A 17,906-nucleotide genomic window follows, 5' to 3' on the forward strand; every position below is an offset into this window, starting at 1 on the left:
CCGGGCAGTGTCCCGTCCCGCCCGGTCAGGCGAGCCACAGGGCGGCGCGGCGGTGGCGGGCGGGGAGGACGTCGGGGTGGTCCGCGCCGGCCGGTGTGCGCACCGCGGCGCGCACGGCCGTACGCAGCCGGGCGCGGGCGCGCCGTTCCTCCTGGGCGGCCCAGCGGGCGACCGAGGGGTCGCCCATCAGCCGCGGCAGGCGGCGGATCACGGCCCGGCGGCGGACGGGCCGCGGCCGGACGCGGCGGCCCGCCCGCTCGGCCTCGGCGCGTGCCCGGGCGCTGAAGCGCAGATCGTGGACGGTGAGGGTGAGCGGGCAGCCCTGCCGGAGGCGCGCGGCCGGGGAAACGGCGTGGTGGGCGGTGCGTGACACGCGGCCTCCTGGGGCGGCGCTGCCGGGCGGTTCCGGCGGTGGCTGAGGCCGGTGCGCTAACGCTTCGGGGTGACGATGCCGCGGGCCACGCCCAGGTCGACCAGGTCCTGGGGGCGCAGGCGGAGCTGGTCCGCGGTGGCCGCGGCCTGGTCGGCGGGGCGCTTGAGGATGGCGGCGGCCAGTTCCGGGGCGATGACGGAGAAGTAACTGTCGGGCGTGACCCAGGTGTTGCCCGGCGCCGCCAGGGCCAGCGCGCCGCCTGAGCCGCCCTCGCCGATCAGCAGGGTGGTCACCGGGACCGTGGCCGCCGCCAGCGCGGCGAAGGTGTCCGCGATGGCCGCGCCCGCCCCGGCGTGTTCGGCCGCCGCGTCGTTGGCGGCGCCCGGGGTGTCGATCAGGGTCAGCACCGGCACGCCGAGCCGGTCCGCGAGGCGGATGACGCGGGCGGCCGTGCGGTACCCGGCGGGGCGGGTGGCGGTGCCGCACTGGGCGGCGTAGGCGACGGCCCCGCCCGCGCGCAGCCCGAAACCGCACAGCATCCCGGGATCGGCGCCGCCCGCACGGTCCCCGGACAGCGGCAGGCGCAGGTCGAAGTACGCGTCCAGGTACGCGACGGCGCGCGGCCGGTCCGGATGCCGGGCCTGGCGCACGGCCTCCCAACCGGTCGCCGGAGGCGGTACGTCGGCCAGCGCGGCCGGGGGCGCGACGGGACCGGGGTGTGGCGCACCCAGCAGGCGCAGCCAGTCACCGACGGTCCGGGCCAGGTCCCCGGCGGGCACGACGGCGTCCACGTGCCCGGCGGCGAACTGCCCCTCGGCGGTGTAGACCGCCGGATCCGCGTCGGCGGGGCGCACCCGGGACCCGGCGAAACCGACCTGGGCGCCGGGCAGGGCCAGCACGACGTCCGCGCCCGCGCCGAGGGTGGCCCAGCCGCCGCCGGTGGTCGGGTCGCGGAGCACGGCGATCTGCGGGAGCCCCGCGGCCCGGTTCAGGACGGACTGGCGCGCCACGCGCTGGAGTTGGGTGAGGGCGAGCATGCCCTCCTGCATCCGGGAGCCGCCGGTGGCGATCAGGGAGAGCAGGGGGAGGCGGTGGGTCCGGGCATGGGTGTAGGCGGCTTCGAGGCGGTCGCCGGTGCGTTCGCCGAGGGAGCCGCCGAGGAAGCCGAACTCGAAGGAGATCAAGGCGGTTTCGCGCCCGCCGACGCGGGCGGTGCCGGTGACGGCGGACTCCCGCTCGCCGGTACGGGTGGCCGCGCGGGCGCGGGAGTCGTCGTAGCCGTCCCAGCCGAGCGGGCCGTCCGGGCGGGACTCCCGCTCGGGGGCCGGGAGTTCGGTGAAACTGCCGGGGTCGGCGACGGAGGCGATGGCGGCGCGGGCCGAGAGGCGGGTCGTCACCGCGTCAGCGTACTGGGTGGTAGGCGGTCGGGGGCGTCAGGGGAGGGGGAGGGCGATCTTGACGGCGTAGACGGCGATCAGGCCATAGCCGAGTCGGAAGGTCCAGGTCCGGACGGCGGGGGAGATCCGGCTTCCGGCGAACGCGCCGACGGCGGCGAGCAGTTGCTGCCAGAGGAGCGAGGCGAGGAGCACGCCACCGGCGAAGGCGGCTCCGGCGGGGGCGGTGAGGATGGCGGTGCCCTGGGCGGTGGTGAGGGCGACGAAGTAGAGGGCGGTGGTGGGGTTCACGGCGGTGAGCCCGACGTAACGGATGAACGCCTTGCGGGCCGTGCCGGGGGCGCTGGCGCTGGCAGTGGCAGTGGCAGTGGCAGTGGCGGTGCCGGTGCCGGTGCCGGTGCCGGGGGCGGTGGCGCCGGCGGGCCCTGCGGGGTCCGGGCATGCGGTGCCGGATCCGGAGCCGGAGCTGGGCCCTGCGGGGCTTCCCCCACCCCGCCCCTTCCCGAAACCGGGCGCTGCGCCCCGGGACCCCGCCCCGGCTGCGCCGGTCGCACGGGCTCCGCCCGAAGCACCCGTCCCGGCTGCGCCTGGCTCGGGGGCTGGGCTCGTAGCGCCCGCCTCCGCCCCCGCCCCCGCTGCGACGGTGCCGGTCCCGGGGGCTGCGCCCCGGAACCCCGACCCGGCTGCGCCGTTCACGGGGGCTCCGCCCGGCCCCGGGGTCCCGGCTTCGGGGTGGCCGGGTTTCGGGGGGCGGGGGTGGTGGCGTAGGCCGTGGGTGGCGAGGGTCAGGAGGATCGTGGCGGAGGTGAGGCGGATCCAGGGGGCCGCCGGGGCGAGGGACGCGGTGAGGCGGGGGCCGAGGGCGGTGGCCAGGGCGGCGTAGGCGAAGTCGACCAGCGCGATTCCCGCGGCGCCCGCCACGGCCGCGCGGCGCGAGCGCACCGCCTCCTGGAGCAGCAGCACGCTCATCGCGCCCATCGGCACCGCCACGCCCAGGCCGGCCGCCGCTCCGGAGAGGGCGGGGGACAGGAGGTGGTGCACGGGAGTCATCGGGTTCATGCGGGGAGCATGGGCGGGGCCGGGTGCGGGACGGGCGGCGATATCGGCTCCCGCTGCGAGAATCGCGGTATGGACCGCCTCGACAGGGACATCCTCGGCATCCTCCAGCAGGATGCGCGGATCTCGTACCGCGACCTCGGCGCGCGCGTCGGGCTCAGTGCCAACGCCGCCGCCGACCGGGTGCGCCGGATGCGCCGCGACGGGGTGATCCTCGCCTTCACCACCGTCGTGGACCCGGCGGCCGACACCCGGGGCGTCCTCGTCGTGTTCATCGACGTCACGCTGCGCCCCGACACCACGAACGAGGAGTTCGAGCAGCGGGTCCTGCGGCTGCCCGGGATCACCGAGGTGGTGCACGTGACCGGCGCGCACGACTACGTCGTCCGGGCCAGGGCGGCCGATCCGGCGGCCCTGGACACGCTGCTGCGCCGGCTCAAACGGGAGGCCGGAGTCGCCCAGTCCAGTACCCGGATCGCGTTGCGCGCCGCCACTCGCCCATGAGGTGGGCAGACCCCCTAGAGCGGTGATTCCCAGTGCACGCTCGTGCCGCGGGTGCCCGCCTCCGTCACGCCGTCGTCCGACACCGTCAGGCGGACCGTGCCCGGCCCCGCGTCCGCCTCCACCGTCACGTCGACCGCGATCGACGTGACCTCGCTGCGCCGGTGCGCCGCCGCCAGCGCTCCGCGCAGGGCGGCCAGTAGCGCGCCCGCCACCGGGTCCGGGAGCAGCGCGTCCACCGCCCCCGTGAAGTGCACCGACGGCTGGAAGCCGAAGAGGACCGCCGCGCCGCCGGTCTCGCGCAGCACCCGGCCCCGGAAGGTGGTCGGCGCGTCGGTGGGCGGCTGCTGGAGGGCGAAGATGGCGGTCCGCACCTCCTGGATGGTCGAGTCCAGCTCGTCCACCGCACGGCTCAGCTCCTCGCCGACCGTGTCGCCGGAAGGCGCGGTGGAGGAGCGGCGCCGCGTGCTCTCCAGCATCATCTCCGTCGCGAACAGCCGCTGGACCACCAGGTCGTGCAGGTCCCGGGCGATCCGGTCACGGTCCTCGTAGACGGCCAGCTGCTCGCGGTCGTACTGCGCGTCGGCCAGGACGAGGGCCAGCGCGGCCTGGGACGCGAACTGCGAGGCCAGCAGCCGGTCCACGGCGTCGTACGGCTTGCCGCCCCGGTGCCGGGGCAGGGCGAGCGTGCCGATCAGCTGCCCGCCGCTCTGCAGCGGCAGCATCATGCTCGGCCCGAACCGCACCCGGACGTGCGTGGTCATCCGGGGATCGGTCGCCGAATCGTCTATGAAGACGGGCTCGCCGCCCAGCAGCTGCTCCAGCACGGCCGAACCGGGCGCGATGGCGGTGCCGACCAGGTCCCCGGGATCGCCCTCGGTGGAGGCGGCCACGATCTCCATGCCGCCCTCGGGGGTGGGCTGGAGCACCACTCCGGCCGCCGCGTCCGCGAGGATGCGGGCCCGTTCGGCCACGCACCGCAGGGCGTCGGAGGCCGGGCGGCCCGCGAGCAGGGTGGTGGTGACGGCGGCCGCGCCCTCGATCCAGCGCTCCCGGCGGCGGGCGGTCTCGTACAGCCGGGCGTTGCCGATCGCTATGCCCGCCTGCGCGGCCAGGACCCGGACGAGCGCGAGGTCCTCCTCCGAGAAGGAGCCGCCGCCGCGCTTCTCGGTGAGGTAGAGGTTGCCGAAGACCTCGGTGTGCACCCGGATGGGGACGCCGAGGAAGGTGTGCATCGGCGGGTGCCCCGGCGGGAATCCGACCGCGCGCGGATCCTTGGTGAGGTCGGTGACCAGGAGTGGGCGGGGATCGCTGATGAGCGTGCCCAGCAGGCCCGAGCGGCCGTCGGGCAGCCGGGGGATGGCGTTGCGTTCCGCCTCGGTCATCCCGGCGGTGAACAGCTCGGTGAGCCGGCCGTGCTCGGGGTCGACGACGCCGAGCGCCGCGTAGCGGGCGGCGCACAGGTCGGACGCCGAGTCGACGATGTGCTGGAGAGTGGCGTGCAGCTCCAGTTCGGAGCCGACGCTGAGCACGGCCTCCAGCAGCATCGGCAGCCCGGGTTCCTCCGGTGCAGCGGCGGCCCCGGCGGCCCCGGCGGCCCCGGCGGCCCCGGCGGCCCCGGCGGCCGGGGGCCGGTCCGCCGAGGGCCGGTCCGCCGGGTCCGCAGGACTCGCCGGGTCCGCCGGGCCCGCAGGACTCGTCCGGCTCATTCGGCCAAGGGGTTCAGAACCATGGGGGTGATCTTCCCTTCGAGCATCGCGCCGAGTCCGAGTACGGCGCACACGTCCGGCCGCTCCGCGATCTGCACGGGCATTCCGGTGGAGTCGCGCAGCATCTGGTCCAGGCCGGGCAGCCGGGCGCTGCCACCCACCATCATGATCCCCCGGTCCGTCAGGTCCGCGACCAGGTCGGGCGGGCAGTCCCGGAGCACCTTGCCGATGCCGTCGAGGACGGCCGTCAGCGGGGTGTGGATGGCGTCGCGGACGGCCGCCGTGTCCACGTGCACGGACCGCGCGAGGCCGGTCGCCACGTCCCGGCCGTGGATCAGGGTGGAGGCGGGGCCCTCGGGGGTGATGCCGTTGCCGTGCAGGGCCAGCTGGAGCGGCCGGACCGCCTGGCTCGGCAGCATCAGTTCGTGGGCGTGGCGCAGGTGCTGGACGATCGCGTGGTCGATGGCCTCGCCGCCGACCGGGATGCGCTGGGCGGTGACGATCGAGCCGAGCGAGAGCACCGCGACCTGCGTGGCCGCGGCCCCGCACACCATGATCATCGTCGCGGTCGGCTGCTCCACGGGGAGGCCGCAGCCGACGGCCGCCGCGATCAGGGTGTCCACGAGCTCGACCCGCCGGGCACCGAGCCCGACCAGGGTTTCGACGGTCGCGCGCTGGGCCAGCGGGTCCGCGTCGTGCGGGGTGCAGGCGGCGGCGCGCAGCCGGGGCTTGCGGCGCAGGGCGCGCCGCAGCTTCTCGCCGAGGAGGTGGCGCAGCATCCGCTGGGCCATCTCGATGTCGACGACGGTGCCGCCGGAGACGGGGCGCACGACGCGGATGTAGTCCGGCGTGCGGCCGGTCATCCGTTCGGCGAAGGTGCCGACGGCGATGAGGGCGCCGGTCCGCGTGTTCACGGCGGCGACGCTGGGCTCGTCGACGACCAGGCCGGCGCCCTTGACGTAGACGCGGGTCCTGGCGGCCCCGAGGTCGACGGCGACGTGGCAGCGGCGCAACTGCTCAAGACTGACGGTCACGGCAGGTCCTCCCGAGAGCGCTGATGCAAGGGGACCGATGGATTACCGGTCTCAATCAGTATCTTCCGGGACAATTCGGGCATATCGCCCGTTGTGCTGGTCCGGTCGGGGTGGGGCCGAGGGGGTGCGGAGGTGCTGCACGGGGGTGGTTTTCTGTACCGACAGGCGACACGATGCCCCCACATTCCGCGCTACCCGCGCGTAACAAGGTAAGGGGGACACGATGCTGACGGCCCGCCAGGGATTCCTGACCGTCCTGACACTCTGCCTGACGCTCTGCCTGGCCTGCTTCCCCGCGCTCCTCGCGCCGCTCCCGGCACGCGCCGCCGAGCCGGCCGGCGTGCAGGGCGCCGTCCGGGCCCAGCCGCACGCTCCGGTGGTGTTCGTCCACGGGTACAACGCGGACCCCGGCGTGTGGGGCGCCCTGCGCGAGGACCTGCGCGCCGCCGGGTACGCCGACGCGGAGCTGTTCTCGTGGGGCTATGACACCCACCAGTCGGTCAACGAGGTGCTCTCGGGCCGCCTCGCGGAGTACGTCGAGCAGGTCCGCCGCCAGACCGGCGCCGCCCGGGTCGACGTGGTGGCCCATTCGTTCGGCTCGCTCGTCACCCGCTGGTACGTGAAGTTCGGCGGCGGCGGCTCCGCCGTGGACCACTGGATCTCGCTCGCCGGACCCAACCACGGCACCTACATCAGCTGGGGCTGCGTCATCTGGGACCAGGCCTGCCGGGACATGAGCCCCGGTTCCTACGTGCAGAAGAAGCTCGCCGAGGGCGACGAGACGCCCGACGCGGTGAAGTACGCCACCTTCTGGTCCTCCTGCGACGAGGTCATCAACCCGGACGGCAGCGTGGCCCTGACCGGCGCCCTCAACACCCACGCGGGCTGCCTCAAGCACAACGACTTCCTCGGCGACGACGGGGTCTCGGCCGGGGTCCGCGCCTTCCTCGCTACGTGAGGCGCCCCTCCGCGCGCTCAGGTGCGGGCGGCCCGTACTCCGTGCGCTGGAGCAGGCCGTAGGTGAACTCCGCCACGCACGGCCGCGGCGCTCCGGCGCCGTCCCGCCCGGTGAACGCCAGCCGCCACCGGGTGGGCGCCGTGCCCTCCATCGGGCGGGCCGGTGCGAAGGCCCGCGCCACCTCGCCCACCGTCGCCGACCACGGCAGCAGGTCGTCCAGGGTCTCCAGTACGGGCCCCCGCGTCCCGGGTGCCCGGACCAGCCACTCGTTCCACACCGCCCCGTCCGGCGCGGCCAGCACCTCGAAGCGCAGGTCCGGCCAGAGCGGTACGGGCCACAGCAGCGCCTCGCACTCCAGGTCGCCGATGGTGCGCCGGGTCACCGACTCGGCCGGGCCCAGCACCGAGCGGTAGCGGGCCAGCGCCCCGCGCGCCCGGGGCGAGCGGACCATCGCCTGCCACCGCTTGTTCGCCTCGCGCTGCTCCGCGAGGGAGGCGCCGAGCCGGATCCGTGCCCGGTCGGCGAGGTCCGGCTGGAAGTCGGACATCCGGCGGAGCAGCACCAGCTGGAAGGCCTCCGGGCCGAAGCGGGAGGCCGGGCGGGAGTCGGGGGCGGCAGCCATGCGCCTCAGAATTGCACACAGGATCCTTACACCCCCGCGATACGGATGTTGCGGATCACCACGTAGCCTGCGGGCGCCATGGACTATTGCCACGCCTGCCGGAGGCACCTCAACGGCGCACTGGCGTGCGCCGGGTGCGGAACCCCGGCCGAGTACCTGACCACCGCGCCCGCGCCGGCCGCGCCGCCGCCCGCCGCGCCGGTGAGCCCTGCCGCGCCGCCACCCGGTGCCCCGCCCGGGGTGCCGGCGTACGACGCCGCGCCCGGGTATCCCTACCCGACCGCGCCCGTCCACCCCGCCGCACCGCCCTATGCGGACGGTCCTGCCTATGCGGACGGTCCCGCCCCCTCCGGCCCGCGCGCCGAGGGCGCGCGGGGGAGCCGCCGCCCCGGGGCCGCTCGCCGCGTGCACCGGCGGCGCCGCCGGACCGCGCTGACCATGGGCATCGGCCTGGTGCTCGCGGTCGGCGTCACCTTCGCGATCGCCCGGATCACCACCGACGGCCGGCAGGGCTCCTCCGACGTGATGCTCAAGGACGGCGCGGGCGCGCAGCAGCCGCTGTCGAGCGCGGCCCCGTCCACCGCGCCCGCGCTCCCGCCGTCCGCCAGCGCGTCGGCGAAGCCCAGCGGGTCCGCTTCGGCGAGTCCCTCGGCCGGCGCCTCGCGGTCGGCGAGCCCGTCCGCCTCGGCGAGCGCCTCGGTCAGGGCGTCGGCGAGCGCCTCCGGCACGCCCCGGCCCGTCGCCCCGTCCGGGCCCGCGCAGCCCACGGAGAGCCGGCCGGATTCGCCGAAGCCCACCAAGAAGCCGCGGCCCTCGGCGAGCCCGTCGCCGTCGCCGTCGGACGAGTGCTGGCCCTGGTGGTGGTGCTGAGCTGATGCCGGGCGGGCCTCCGGGTCAGCCCAGCATCCGCTTGAGCAGGTCCCGCAGGGCGGTCCGCTCGGTCGTGGAGAGTCCGGCCAGCGGCTCCCGCGCGAAGTCGAGCGACTCGCGCAGGCGGTCGGCGGTCTGCCGGCCCTCCTCGGTGGCGGCGGCGAGCTTGACCCGCCGGTCGGCGGGGTCGGGGCGGCGTTCCACCAGGCCGCGGCTCTCCAGCCGGTCGACGATCCCGGTCACGTTCGAGGGCTCGCACTTGAGTTTCTGGGCGATCCGGCGCATCGGCATCGGTTCCAGGGACAGGAGACCGAGGACGCGCGCCTGGGCGCCGGTCAGCTGGTGGCTGGCGGCGGCGTGCTCGTACTCCTCGTGGTAGCGGGCCACGACGGTGCCGATGAGCTCGACGACCTCGAGGGTCAGGGGGTCCGTGCGACGACTGGGCATGGATCCAGCGTACCCATTTACTTGACAACATGAAATATCCAGGAGCATGGTTGTTTCAGGTCGTTAAGTAATTTCTCTCCCGGGAGCGCTTCATGTCTGAGATTCCTGCAGTCAGCCGCGAGTGGCATCTGGTCGCCCGTCCGCAGGGCTGGCCCGTCGCCACCGACTTCGCCCTGCGCGAGGTACCGCTGTCGGCGACCCCCGGGCCCGGCCGGATCCTCGTCCGCAACCTCCACATGTCGGTGGACCCGTACATGCGCGGCCGGATGAACGACGTGAAGTCGTACATCCCGCCGTTCCAGCTCGACGCCCCGATGGACGGCGGCGCGGTCGGCGAGGTCGTCGCCTCCGCCGCCGAGGGCTTCGAGGTCGGGGACCACGTCCTGCACGGGCTGGGCTGGCGCGAGTACGCGGAGTTCGACGCGAAGCACGCCGTCAAGGTGGACGCCTCGCTCGCCCCGCTCTCCGCCTACCTGGGCGTGCTCGGCATGCCCGGCATGACCGCCTACGCGGGCCTCTTCGAGGTCGCCTCCTTCAAGGAGGGCGACTCCGTCTTCGTCTCCGGCGCCGCCGGTGCGGTGGGCAGCCTGGTCGGCCAGTTCGCGAAGATCAAGGGCGCGTCCCGGGTCATCGGCTCGGCCGGTTCGGACGAGAAGGTCACCACCCTCACGGAGAAGTACGGCTTCGACGCCGCCTTCAACTACAAGAACGGCCCCGTCGCCGAGCAGCTGAAGGAGGCCGCCCCCGAGGGCATCGACGTCTACTTCGACAACGTCGGCGGCGACCACCTCGAAGCCGCCATCAGCTCCCTCAAGGTGCACGGCCGGGCCACCCTGTGCGGCGCGATCGCGCAGTACAACGCCACCGAGCCGACCCCCGGCCCGCGCAACCTCGCGCTGGTCATCGGCAAGCGCCTGCGCCTGCAGGGCATCCTCGTCGGCGACCACGCCGGCCTGCAGCAGCAGTTCGTCCAGGACGTGGCCGGCTGGCTGCGCTCCGGCGAGCTGACCTACGACGAGACCGTCATCGAGGGCGTCGAGAACGCCACCGACGCGTTCCTCGGCCTGCTGCGCGGCGACAACACCGGAAAGATGATCGTTTCTTTCACCCGCTAGGCTCACCCCAGACCGCCGCGATCGTGGGCGCGAGTCGCGGCGAAATACCAGGAGGATTTCCTTACATGTCGATCCAGCAGTCCGACGTCGTCTACACCGCTGTCGCCACCGCCGAGAACGGCCGTGACGGCCGCGTCGCCACCACCGACGGTCAGCTCGACGTCGTCGTGAACCCGCCGAAGGAGATGGGCGGCAGCGGCGCCGGCACCAACCCGGAGGCGCTCTTCGCCGCCGGTTACAGCGCCTGCTTCCAGGGTGCGCTCGGCGTCGTCGCCCGCACCGAGAAGGCCGACATCTCCGGCTCCACCGTCACCGCCGAGGTCGGCATCGGCAAGAACGACGAGGGCTTCGGCATCATCGTCAAGATCTCGGCCTCCATCCCGAACGTGGACGCCGCCACCGCCAAGGACCTCATCGAGAAGGCCCACCAGGTCTGCCCGTACTCCAAGGCGACCCGCGGCAACATCACCGTCGAGCTGGCGGTCTGATCTCCGCACGCACGGACGCACACAGCGCGGGCCGCACCCCCTCCGAGGGGGTGCGGCCCGCGCCGTAAGCTGGCCCGATGAGTGATCTCGCGGGGGGATTCCGCTATCTGCTGGCCGGGCAGCGCTGGGTACTGGCGCACGGACGCTGGCTCGGCCTCGGCCTGCTGCCGGGACTGCTGTCCCTGGTCCTGTACGCCGCCGCACTGACCGGGCTCGGCTACGGCGCCGACGACCTCGTCGGCTGGCTGACGCCCTTCGCCGACGACTGGTCCTCCCCGTGGCTGGCCGCCTTCCGCGGCTTCCTGACCTTCCTGCTCTTCGGCCTCGGCCTGTTCCTCGCGGTGATCACCTTCACCGCGGTGACCCTGCTGATCGGCCAGCCGTTCTACGAGTCGCTCTCCGAGCAGGTCGACCGCAGCGAGGGCGGCGAGCTGCCCGACTCCGGTCTCACCCTGTGGCGGGAGCTGTGGATCTCGGCCCGCGACAGCGTGCGGGTGCTCGGCCGGGTGCTGCTCTACGGCATCCTGCTCTTCGCCTGCGGCTTCATCCCGGTCGTCGGTCAGACCGTCGTCCCCGCCGTCGGGTTCTGCGTCTCCGGCTACTTCCTCACCCTGGAGCTGACCGGCGTGGCCCTGATGCGCCGCCGCGTGGAGCTGCCCGGACAGCTCGCCCTGCTGCGCTCGCGCCGGATGCTGGCGCTCGGCTTCGGCGTGCCGCTGGTGCTGTCCTTCCTGGTGCCGCTGGTGGCGGTGTTCCTGATGCCCGGCGCGGTCGCCGGAGCGACCCTGATGGTCCGGGACCTCACCGCGGACCCGGAGCCCGCTCCCGCTCCCTCTCCCGGGGGCGACGACGCTGCGTGGCCCGCGCCCGCGCAGGGCTTCGGACCGCCGCCCGCGGGTTACGGCCGCCCCGCCGGCGGGACCGACGGCTGAGCGCACCTTCGGCGCCCGCCCCCTGAGCCTCACTCCGCCGCGCCGGGCCCCCGCAGCAGCGTCAGGAAGGAGCGGAAGGAGGCGGGCATGTCCACCGCGTCCGGGGCCAGCAGCCACTGGTACTGGAGCCCGTCCATCACCGCGGTGAGCAGCGGGGCCGCCTCCTCGGGGGTCAGCCCCGACGGCAGGCGCGCGCCGAATTCGGCGCGCAGCGCCGCCGCCATCTCGGCCCGTACCTGCGCGTAGCGCTCGGTGAAGAACTCCCGGGCCGGATGCCCGTCGGTGACGCTCTCGCCCAGCAGCGCCGAGAAGGTCTGCACGATCCCGGGGCGCATCGCGTTGTACTCCACCAGCGAGGCCAGCAGGTCCAGCCGCCAGTGCTCGGCCGAGGCGCGGGAACCGCCGCCGGTGTCCCAGCGGTCGCGTTCCTCCAGCACGGCGACCAGCAGGGACTCCTTGGTCGGGAAGTAGTGCAGCAGGCCCTGCTGGGTCAGGCCCACGCGTTCGGCGACCGAGCCCAGGGACGCGCCCCGGTAGCCCCGTTCCGCGATCACCTCGACCGCGGCGCGCAGGATGTCCCCGCGCCGCTCCTCGCTCCTGGCCCTGACCATCCGGCCGCCTTCCTCCGTGTCCGTTGCGCCAGCAGGACCGTACGCCATTCCCTCGAAGTAACGAAAACATCACGAACCCTACCGCTCACCAGGGAACGGGTCCACGATGGGGGCACCCGCACCCCGCACCACCCGACGAGGAGGCAGGCCGTGGCAGGCGACGCCCTCAACCCCCAGCCCCAGCATTCCCAGCAGCCCCGGGAGCCCGAGCAGCCCCAGAAGACCGAGCAGTCCCGGGACGCCCAGGCCGACCGGACGCGCGACGACGTGGTGGAAGCCGCGCTCGGCAAGCTCGACCTCGACACCAAGGCCCGGCTGCTCGCCGGCCAGGACATGTGGACGCTGCCCGCCCTCCCCGGGATCGGTCTGGGCTCCGTGGTCATGTCCGACGGCCCGATCGGCGTCCGCGGCGTCCGCTGGACCGCCGACGACCCGTCGATCGCGCTCCCCTCGCCGACCGCGCTCGCCGCCTCCTGGGACCCCGCCCTCGCCCGCCGGGCCGGCCGCCTGCTCGCCCAGGAGGCCCGCCGCAAGGGCGTCCACGTCCTGCTCGCGCCCACCGTGAACCTGCACCGCTCCCCGCTGGGCGGCCGCCACTTCGAGTGCTACTCCGAGGACCCGTACCTCACCGGGGCCATCGGCACCGGCTACGTCCGGGGCGTCCAGGACGGCGGGGTCGCCGTCACCGTCAAGCACTTCGTGGGCAACGACGCCGAGACCGACCGCTTCACCGTCGACAACGTCATCGCCCCGCGCCCGCTGCGCGAGCTGTACCTGGCGCCCTTCGAGGCCATCGTCAAGAACGCCCGCCCCTGGGGCATCATGACGGCGTACAACCAGGTCAACGGCGCGACCATGACCGAGCACCGCCACCTGGTGAAGGAGGTCCTGCGCGGGGAGTGGGGCTTCGACGGCTACAACGTCTCCGACTGGATGGCCGCCCGCTCCACCACCGGGGACATCCTCGGCGGCCTGGATGTGGCCATGCCCGGACCGCAGACCGTCTACGGGCCCCCGCTCGCCGACGCCGTACGCGCCGGGGAGGTCCCCGAAGCCGCGGTCGATGACGCCGTGCGCAACGTCCTGCGCCTGGCCGCCCGCGTCGGACTGCTCGAAGGCGCCCCGCCGGCCGTCGGTGAGGTCCCGGCCGCCGTCGACGGCCAGGCGCTGGCCCGCGAGCTGGCCGCCCGCGGCTTCGTCCTCGTCCGCAACGAGAACGCCGCGCTGCCGCTCGACGCCCGCCGCGGCGCCACCGTCGCCCTCTGCGGCGCGGCCGCCCGCGACGCCCGGGTCCTCGGCGGCGGCAGCGCGACCGTCTTCCCCGAGCGGGTCGTCTCCCCGCTCGACGGCCTCACCGCCGCCCTCCCGCCCGGGGCACTGACCTTCCACGTGGGCGCGGACCCCAGCGACGAACTGGCCCCCGCCGAGACCGGCTTCGAGCTGCGCGCCGTCTGCCGCGACGCCGGCGGGGCGGTCCTCGGCGAGGGCAGCCTGCCGACGGGCCAGGTCCAGTGGATCGGCGACGACCTCCCCGCCGGGGCGACCTACGCGACGATGGCCTCCATTGAGGTCACCGGCACCTTCGTCCCCCGCGAGAGCGGCGAGCACGCCTTCGGCACCCGGGGGCTGGGCGCCTTCACCCTCACGGTCGGCGGCGAGACGGTCTGGGAGGGCGTCCAGCACATGGGCGACGAGGCCGACCCCTTCGAGGCCTTCTTCGGCGCGCCCAGCGAGCGGGCCCGCGCCGTGCTGACGGCGGGCGAGCCCGTCGAGGTGTCGCTGACCTACCAGGTCCCCGACACCAGCGCGCTGCCGCTCAAGGCGATCATGTTCTCGCTGCTCCACCTCGCGCCGCGGCGCGACGCCGACGAGCTGATCGCCGAGGCCGTGGCCGCGGCGCGGGCCGCGGACACCGCCGTCGTGGTCGTCGCCACCACCGAGCGCGTCGAGTCCGAGGGCTTCGACCGCAAGGACCTGGAACTGCCCGGGCGGCAGAACGACCTCGTGCGCGCCGTCGCCGCCGTCAACCCGAACACCGTGGTCGTCGTCAACACCGGCTCCCCGGTCGAACTGCCCTGGCGGGACGAGGTCGCGGCGGTCCTGCTGACCTGGTTCCCCGGCCAGGAGGGCGGCGCCGCGCTGGCCGAGGTGCTCCTCGGCGAACGGGAGCCCGGCGGTCGGCTGCCCACCACCTGGCCCGCCGCGTTCGCCGACGCGCCGGTCACCGACGTGACCCCGGCCGACGGGCGGCTGGAGTACCGCGAGGGCCTCCACATCGGCTACCGGGCCTACGAGAAGGCCGGGGTGAGCCCCGCGTACTGCTTCGGGCACGGCCTCGGCTACACCGACTGGAGCTACGAGTCCCTGGAGGTCACCCCCGAGGTGGCCCGCGTCCGGGTCCGCAACACCGGCTCCCGCCCCGGCCGCGAGGTCGTCCAGGTCTACCTGGCCCCCGTGGCCGACCCGGTGGAGCGCCCGGCGAGCTGGCTGGCGGGCTTCGCGAGCCTGGAGGCGGGACCCGGCGAGAGCGTGGAGGCCGAGATCGCGCTGCCCCCGCGGGCCTTCGAGATCTGGGACGAGGAGACCGGCGCCTGGCAGCGCGTGGGCGGGGCGTACGAGGTGCGCGCGAGCCGCTCGCACGCGGCGACCCGGCTCACCGCCACCCTGGAGATCCGCCCTTGAGGCACGCTCCGGAAGCCGCCCGGCGGCGACTGGCCGGAAATCACCCCTGAACCGGACCGGGGGCGGGCCCTGACACCCGCCCCCGGTCCCTCCGCGGCGCCATCGGCGCCCGGCCCCGCGGTGGCCGCAGCCCTCAGAGGGGAGGACGCGGCGAGGTCACCTGCCGGTGCGCCAGCTCCGCCAGCCGGGCCTGCCCGTCCCTGCCCGGGTGGAACCAGTCCCAGCGGCTCAACTGCGCCGTCGTGAAGGGGTACTGGAACACCGCGCCGCCGTCGTAGCGGCACAGCTCGTCCTTCGCGCAGACCTGCCGCAGCACCTCGTTGTACTCCACCACGCGCGCCCGCACCTTCTCGCGCCGCGCCGTCGCCCCGGCCGTCACGGACTCGGCGTCCGCCAGCATCGACTGGCAGATGCCGAGCTTCCAGATCTGCCGGCCCATCGCGCTGCCCTTGCCCTGCTCCCACAGGCGCTGGAGGTCCGGCACGCTCGACACGTACACCTGGGTCCTGGGCGCGGCCTCGCGCAGCCCCGCCAGGGCCTTCTCGAAGCCCTCCCGGAAATCGTCGACCGAGGTCATCGACGAAGTGGTGGGGCGGCAGGCGTCGTTCGAGCCCACCATCACCGTGACCAGGTCGGGGCGCTGCGCGGCGGCCGCCGTCAGCTGCGCGCCCAGGTCCGCCATCCGGGCGCCGGTCACCGCGTAGTTCCAGCTGCGCTGCGGGGCCAGCGCCTCGCCCAGCAGCCGGGTCGCCAGCGAACGCACCTCCGGGTCGTTCCCGGTGGCCCAGGAGACCTCGGGGCAGTCCGCCAGCACCGAACAGGCGTCGAACCCGCGGGTGATGGAGTCCCCGACGGCCGCGACCGAGGCGGGAGCGGTGTTCCAGCGCGGCGCGGCCGGCGCCCCGCGCTCGCCGCCCGTCGAACCGCCGCCCTGGCAGCCCGTACCGGCCAGGGCCAGCACGACGGCCGCCGCGCCCGCGCGCAGAGCGGAATTCCGCCCGCGTCGGTGCGCGGAGGTGGTGGTCCGCATGGGTGAGGTCCCTCCCTCGTCGTCCGGCGTCCCCGGAGGCCGCCCTGCTGAGTGAAAGCTGTGTGTGCAGCGGGTTCTGAGCGACCGTACGTCACCCCGCGACCCCCGGCGCACGGTAGCTTTTTCCCGTGGCGTTTCGGCCGCACGTCCCTGGGCACAATGTCAGATCATTTCCGCTAAATTACATCACGTCACATACTGTCCGTTTTCTGAAGTTTATTCCCGACCTCGTCCCACACTGGAGGTCCCGGTGACGACACGTGGAGTTCTGTACGTGCATTCCGCACCGCGTGCGCTCTGCCCGCACGTGGAATGGGCGGTCGCGGGCGTACTCGGAGTACGGGTGAACCTCGACTGGATCAGGCAGCCCGCCTCGCCGGGCACCTGGAGAGCCGAGTTCTCCTGGCAGGCCGAACCGGGCACGGCCGCCAAGCTCGCGTCCGCGCTGCGCGGCTGGCACCTGCTGCGCTTCGAGGTGACGGCCGAGCCCTGTGCCACCGCCGAGGGGGAGCGCTACAGCTCCACGCCCGAACTCGGCATCTTCCATGCCGTCACCGGCATGCACGGCGACATCCTCATCCCGGAGGACCGGCTGCGCGCCGCCCTCGCCCGGTCGGTCCTCGGCGAGAGCGACCTGGAGGCGGAGATCGCCAAGCTGCTCGGAAAGCCCTGGGACGACGAACTGGAACCCTTCCGCTACGCGGGGGAGGGCGCCCCGGTGCGCTGGCTCCACCAGGTCGTCTGAGCCCCGCCCACGCAGAAGGCCCACCCGGAACTCCGGGTGGGCCTTCTGCGGCGTGAGGCACTAAACGGAACGGAAGGCCAGCGAGACGTTGTGACCGCCGAAGCCGAACGAGTTGTTGATCGCGGAGATCGGGCCCTCGACCGGCAGCTTGCGCGGCTCGCCGCGGACGATGTCGGCCGTGATGTCGTCGTCCAGCTCGTCGACGTTGATCGTCGGCGGGGCGATGCGGTGGTACAGCGCCAGGACCGTCGCGACGGTCTCGACACCGCCCGCGCCGCCCAGCAGGTGGCCCGTCATCGACTTGGTCGCCGAGATCGCGATGTGGTCGAGGTCGTCGCCCAGCACCTTGCGCAGGGCCTTCAGCTCGGCCGTGTCACCCTGCGGGGTGGACGTGGCGTGCGCGTTCAGGTGGACCAGCTCGGCCGGGTCCAGGCCGGTGTTGTCCAGCAGGTTGCGCAGCGCGGCCGCGACACCGCGGCCGGTGGGCTCCGGCTGCGCGATGTGGTGGCTGTCCGCGGACAGGCCCTGGCCCAGCACCTCGCAGTACACCCGGGCACCGCGCGCGGCGGCGTGCTCGGCGGACTCCAGGACCACCACGCCCGCGCCCTCGCCGAGGACGAAGCCGTCGCGGGCCTTGTCGTAGGGGCGGGAGGCCGTCGTGGGGTTCTCGTTGTTCTTGGACATCGCCATCATGTTGGCGAACGCGGCGATCGGCAGCGGGTGGATCGCCGCCTCGGTGCCGCCCGCGATGACCACGTCGGCGCGGCCGGTACGGATCATCTCGACGGCGTAGCCGATGGCCTCGGCGCCGGACGCGCACGCGCTGACCGGGGTGTGCACACCGGCCTGGGCGTTGACCTCCAGGCCGACGTTGGCCGCCGGGCCGTTCGGCATGAGCATGGGAACGGTGTGCGGGGAGACCCGGCGCACGCCCTTCTCCTTGAGCACGTCGTACTGGTCGAGCAGGGTGGTGACGCCGCCGATGCCGGAGGCGATCACCGTGCCGAGGCGCTCGGGGGCGACGGAGGGGTCCTCGCCGGCGGGGCCGGTGTAGCCCGCGTCGGCCCAGGCCTCGCGGCCGGCGATCAGCGCGAACTGCGCCGAGCGGTCCAGCTTGCGGGCGAGCGGGCGGGGCAGGACCTCGCTCGGGTCCACGGCGGCGGTGGCGGCGATGCGGACCGGGAGTTCGGCGAAACGGTCGCCTTCCAGGGGCTTGACCCCGGAACGACCGGCAAGCAGACCTTCCCAGGTCGAAGCGCTGTCGCCACCCAGCGGAGTGGTTGCGCCGATACCGGTGACGACCACGGTGCGATTGGTCGGGCTCACAGGAATTCTTTCT

General features: G+C 74.3%; 18 protein-coding genes. 8 read left to right on the forward strand and 10 right to left on the reverse strand.

The genetic code is table 11. The features are described from left to right. Positions 1–25 precede the first annotated feature (25 nt). Genes ABZY31_RS15970 through ABZY31_RS15980 form a run of 3 tightly spaced genes read right to left on the reverse strand, consistent with a single transcriptional unit; the run spans position 26 to position 2,826 of the window. On the reverse strand, positions 26–373 hold the full coding sequence (locus ABZY31_RS15970) for a hypothetical protein (RefSeq protein WP_356410127.1): 348 nt from the start codon (positions 371–373) through the stop codon (positions 26–28). A 56-nt stretch (positions 374–429) separates the two neighbouring features. Continuing rightward, positions 430–1,770: a carboxyl transferase domain-containing protein gene (locus ABZY31_RS15975; RefSeq protein WP_356410130.1), complete on the reverse strand. Its 1,341-nt coding sequence runs from the start codon at positions 1,768–1,770 to the stop codon at positions 430–432. A 36-nt stretch (positions 1,771–1,806) separates the two neighbouring features. Continuing rightward, the gene (locus ABZY31_RS15980; RefSeq protein ID WP_356410132.1) at positions 1,807–2,826 is read right to left on the reverse strand and encodes a hypothetical protein; all 1,020 of its coding nucleotides are present in this window, start codon (positions 2,824–2,826) and stop codon (positions 1,807–1,809) included. 69 nt (positions 2,827–2,895) lie between these two features. Here ABZY31_RS15980 and ABZY31_RS15985 point away from each other — a divergent pair, with 69 nt between their 5' ends. Continuing rightward, positions 2,896–3,327, forward strand: coding sequence for an Lrp/AsnC family transcriptional regulator (locus ABZY31_RS15985; RefSeq protein ID WP_356410135.1), 432 nt, complete (start codon positions 2,896–2,898; stop codon positions 3,325–3,327). A gap of 14 nt (positions 3,328–3,341) precedes the next feature. Here the strand turns inward: ABZY31_RS15985 and ABZY31_RS15990 are convergent, their stop codons facing one another. Further along, positions 3,342–4,871 (reverse strand): GAF domain-containing protein, encoded by a 1,530-nt coding sequence (locus ABZY31_RS15990; protein ID WP_356410280.1) that lies wholly within the window; start codon positions 4,869–4,871, stop codon positions 3,342–3,344. 158 nt (positions 4,872–5,029) lie between these two features. Then, complete coding sequence (locus ABZY31_RS15995; RefSeq protein WP_356410138.1) at positions 5,030–6,067, reverse strand: rod shape-determining protein; 1,038 nt, start codon at positions 6,065–6,067, stop codon at positions 5,030–5,032. 223 nt (positions 6,068–6,290) lie between these two features. On the opposite strand from ABZY31_RS15995, the gene ABZY31_RS16000 reads away from it, so the two are divergent. After that, positions 6,291–7,025: a triacylglycerol lipase gene (locus ABZY31_RS16000; protein WP_356410141.1), complete on the forward strand. Its 735-nt coding sequence runs from the start codon at positions 6,291–6,293 to the stop codon at positions 7,023–7,025. On the opposite strand, the gene ABZY31_RS16005 is transcribed toward ABZY31_RS16000, so the two are convergent. Next, positions 7,018–7,647 (reverse strand): hypothetical protein, encoded by a 630-nt coding sequence (locus ABZY31_RS16005; RefSeq protein WP_356410144.1) that lies wholly within the window; start codon positions 7,645–7,647, stop codon positions 7,018–7,020. The genes ABZY31_RS16000 and ABZY31_RS16005 overlap by 8 nt on opposite strands. 78 nt (positions 7,648–7,725) lie before the next feature. Here ABZY31_RS16005 and ABZY31_RS16010 point away from each other — a divergent pair, with 78 nt between their 5' ends. Then, positions 7,726–8,517, forward strand: a complete 792-nt coding sequence (locus ABZY31_RS16010; protein ID WP_356410146.1) for a hypothetical protein — start codon at positions 7,726–7,728, stop codon at positions 8,515–8,517. Between the two features lie 24 nt (positions 8,518–8,541). Here ABZY31_RS16010 and ABZY31_RS16015 read toward each other — a convergent pair whose 3' ends face one another. Next, positions 8,542–8,964, reverse strand: coding sequence for a MarR family transcriptional regulator (locus ABZY31_RS16015; protein ID WP_356410149.1), 423 nt, complete (start codon positions 8,962–8,964; stop codon positions 8,542–8,544). Positions 8,965–9,056: 92 nt separating this feature from the next. Between ABZY31_RS16015 and ABZY31_RS16020 the strand changes: the two genes are divergently transcribed. The 3 genes from ABZY31_RS16020 (at position 9,057) to ABZY31_RS16030 (ending at position 11,499) form a co-directional block, all read left to right on the forward strand. Continuing rightward, positions 9,057–10,079, forward strand: a complete 1,023-nt coding sequence (locus ABZY31_RS16020) for an NADP-dependent oxidoreductase (protein ID WP_356410152.1) — start codon at positions 9,057–9,059, stop codon at positions 10,077–10,079. A 65-nt stretch (positions 10,080–10,144) separates the two neighbouring features. Continuing rightward, the gene (locus ABZY31_RS16025; RefSeq protein WP_356410155.1) at positions 10,145–10,567 is read left to right on the forward strand and encodes an organic hydroperoxide resistance protein; all 423 of its coding nucleotides are present in this window, start codon (positions 10,145–10,147) and stop codon (positions 10,565–10,567) included. Between the two features lie 77 nt (positions 10,568–10,644). Then, positions 10,645–11,499: an EI24 domain-containing protein gene (locus ABZY31_RS16030; RefSeq protein ID WP_356410158.1), complete on the forward strand. Its 855-nt coding sequence runs from the start codon at positions 10,645–10,647 to the stop codon at positions 11,497–11,499. Positions 11,500–11,528: 29 nt separating this feature from the next. Here ABZY31_RS16030 and ABZY31_RS16035 read toward each other — a convergent pair whose 3' ends face one another. After that, entirely contained in the window at positions 11,529–12,110 is a 582-nt protein-coding gene (locus tag ABZY31_RS16035) for a TetR/AcrR family transcriptional regulator (RefSeq protein WP_356410160.1), read from the reverse strand. A gap of 267 nt (positions 12,111–12,377) precedes the next feature. Between ABZY31_RS16035 and ABZY31_RS16040 the strand changes: the two genes are divergently transcribed. Beyond that, complete coding sequence (locus tag ABZY31_RS16040) at positions 12,378–14,792, forward strand: glycoside hydrolase family 3 C-terminal domain-containing protein (RefSeq protein WP_356410283.1); 2,415 nt, start codon at positions 12,378–12,380, stop codon at positions 14,790–14,792. Between the two features lie 133 nt (positions 14,793–14,925). Here ABZY31_RS16040 and ABZY31_RS16045 read toward each other — a convergent pair whose 3' ends face one another. Continuing rightward, positions 14,926–15,822, reverse strand: a complete 897-nt coding sequence (locus ABZY31_RS16045) for an SGNH/GDSL hydrolase family protein (protein WP_356410162.1) — start codon at positions 15,820–15,822, stop codon at positions 14,926–14,928. Positions 15,823–16,072: 250 nt separating this feature from the next. Here ABZY31_RS16045 and ABZY31_RS16050 point away from each other — a divergent pair, with 250 nt between their 5' ends. Beyond that, positions 16,073–16,567, forward strand: coding sequence for a DUF3145 domain-containing protein (locus tag ABZY31_RS16050; RefSeq protein ID WP_356410165.1), 495 nt, complete (start codon positions 16,073–16,075; stop codon positions 16,565–16,567). Between the two features lie 60 nt (positions 16,568–16,627). Here the strand turns inward: ABZY31_RS16050 and fabF are convergent, their stop codons facing one another. Next, positions 16,628–17,893 carry a beta-ketoacyl-ACP synthase II gene (gene fabF, locus ABZY31_RS16055; RefSeq protein ID WP_356410168.1) on the reverse strand — a complete coding sequence of 422 codons (1,266 nt, stop codon included), beginning with the start codon at positions 17,891–17,893 and terminating at the stop codon, positions 16,628–16,630. Positions 17,894–17,906: the final 13 nt, after the last annotated feature.

The sequence above is a fragment of the Streptomyces sp. NPDC006529 genome, assembly GCF_040611795.1.
Classification (GTDB): Bacteria; Actinomycetota; Actinomycetes; order Streptomycetales; family Streptomycetaceae; genus Streptomyces.

Bases quoted from the DNA above. Each gene is read 5' to 3' on its own strand.
- ABZY31_RS15980 (WP_356410132.1), bottom strand. From the start codon at position 2,826: ATGAACCCGATGACTCCCGTGCACCACCTCCTGTCCCCCGCCCTCTCC.
- ABZY31_RS15985 (WP_356410135.1), top strand. From the start codon at position 2,896: ATGGACCGCCTCGACAGGGACATCCTCGGCATCCTCCAGCAGGATGCG.
- ABZY31_RS15990 (WP_356410280.1), bottom strand. From the start codon at position 4,871: ATGCTGCTGGAGGCCGTGCTCAGCGTCGGCTCCGAACTGGAGCTGCAC.
- ABZY31_RS16000 (WP_356410141.1), top strand. From the start codon at position 6,291: ATGCTGACGGCCCGCCAGGGATTCCTGACCGTCCTGACACTCTGCCTG.
- ABZY31_RS16005 (WP_356410144.1), bottom strand. From the start codon at position 7,647: ATGGCTGCCGCCCCCGACTCCCGCCCGGCCTCCCGCTTCGGCCCGGAG.
- ABZY31_RS16010 (WP_356410146.1), top strand. From the start codon at position 7,726: ATGGACTATTGCCACGCCTGCCGGAGGCACCTCAACGGCGCACTGGCG.
- ABZY31_RS16015 (WP_356410149.1), bottom strand. From the start codon at position 8,964: ATGCCCAGTCGTCGCACGGACCCCCTGACCCTCGAGGTCGTCGAGCTC.
- ABZY31_RS16020 (WP_356410152.1), top strand. From the start codon at position 9,057: ATGTCTGAGATTCCTGCAGTCAGCCGCGAGTGGCATCTGGTCGCCCGT.
- ABZY31_RS16025 (WP_356410155.1), top strand. From the start codon at position 10,145: ATGTCGATCCAGCAGTCCGACGTCGTCTACACCGCTGTCGCCACCGCC.
- ABZY31_RS16030 (WP_356410158.1), top strand. From the start codon at position 10,645: ATGAGTGATCTCGCGGGGGGATTCCGCTATCTGCTGGCCGGGCAGCGC.
- ABZY31_RS16035 (WP_356410160.1), bottom strand. From the start codon at position 12,110: ATGGTCAGGGCCAGGAGCGAGGAGCGGCGCGGGGACATCCTGCGCGCC.
- ABZY31_RS16045 (WP_356410162.1), bottom strand. From the start codon at position 15,822: ATGCGGACCACCACCTCCGCGCACCGACGCGGGCGGAATTCCGCTCTG.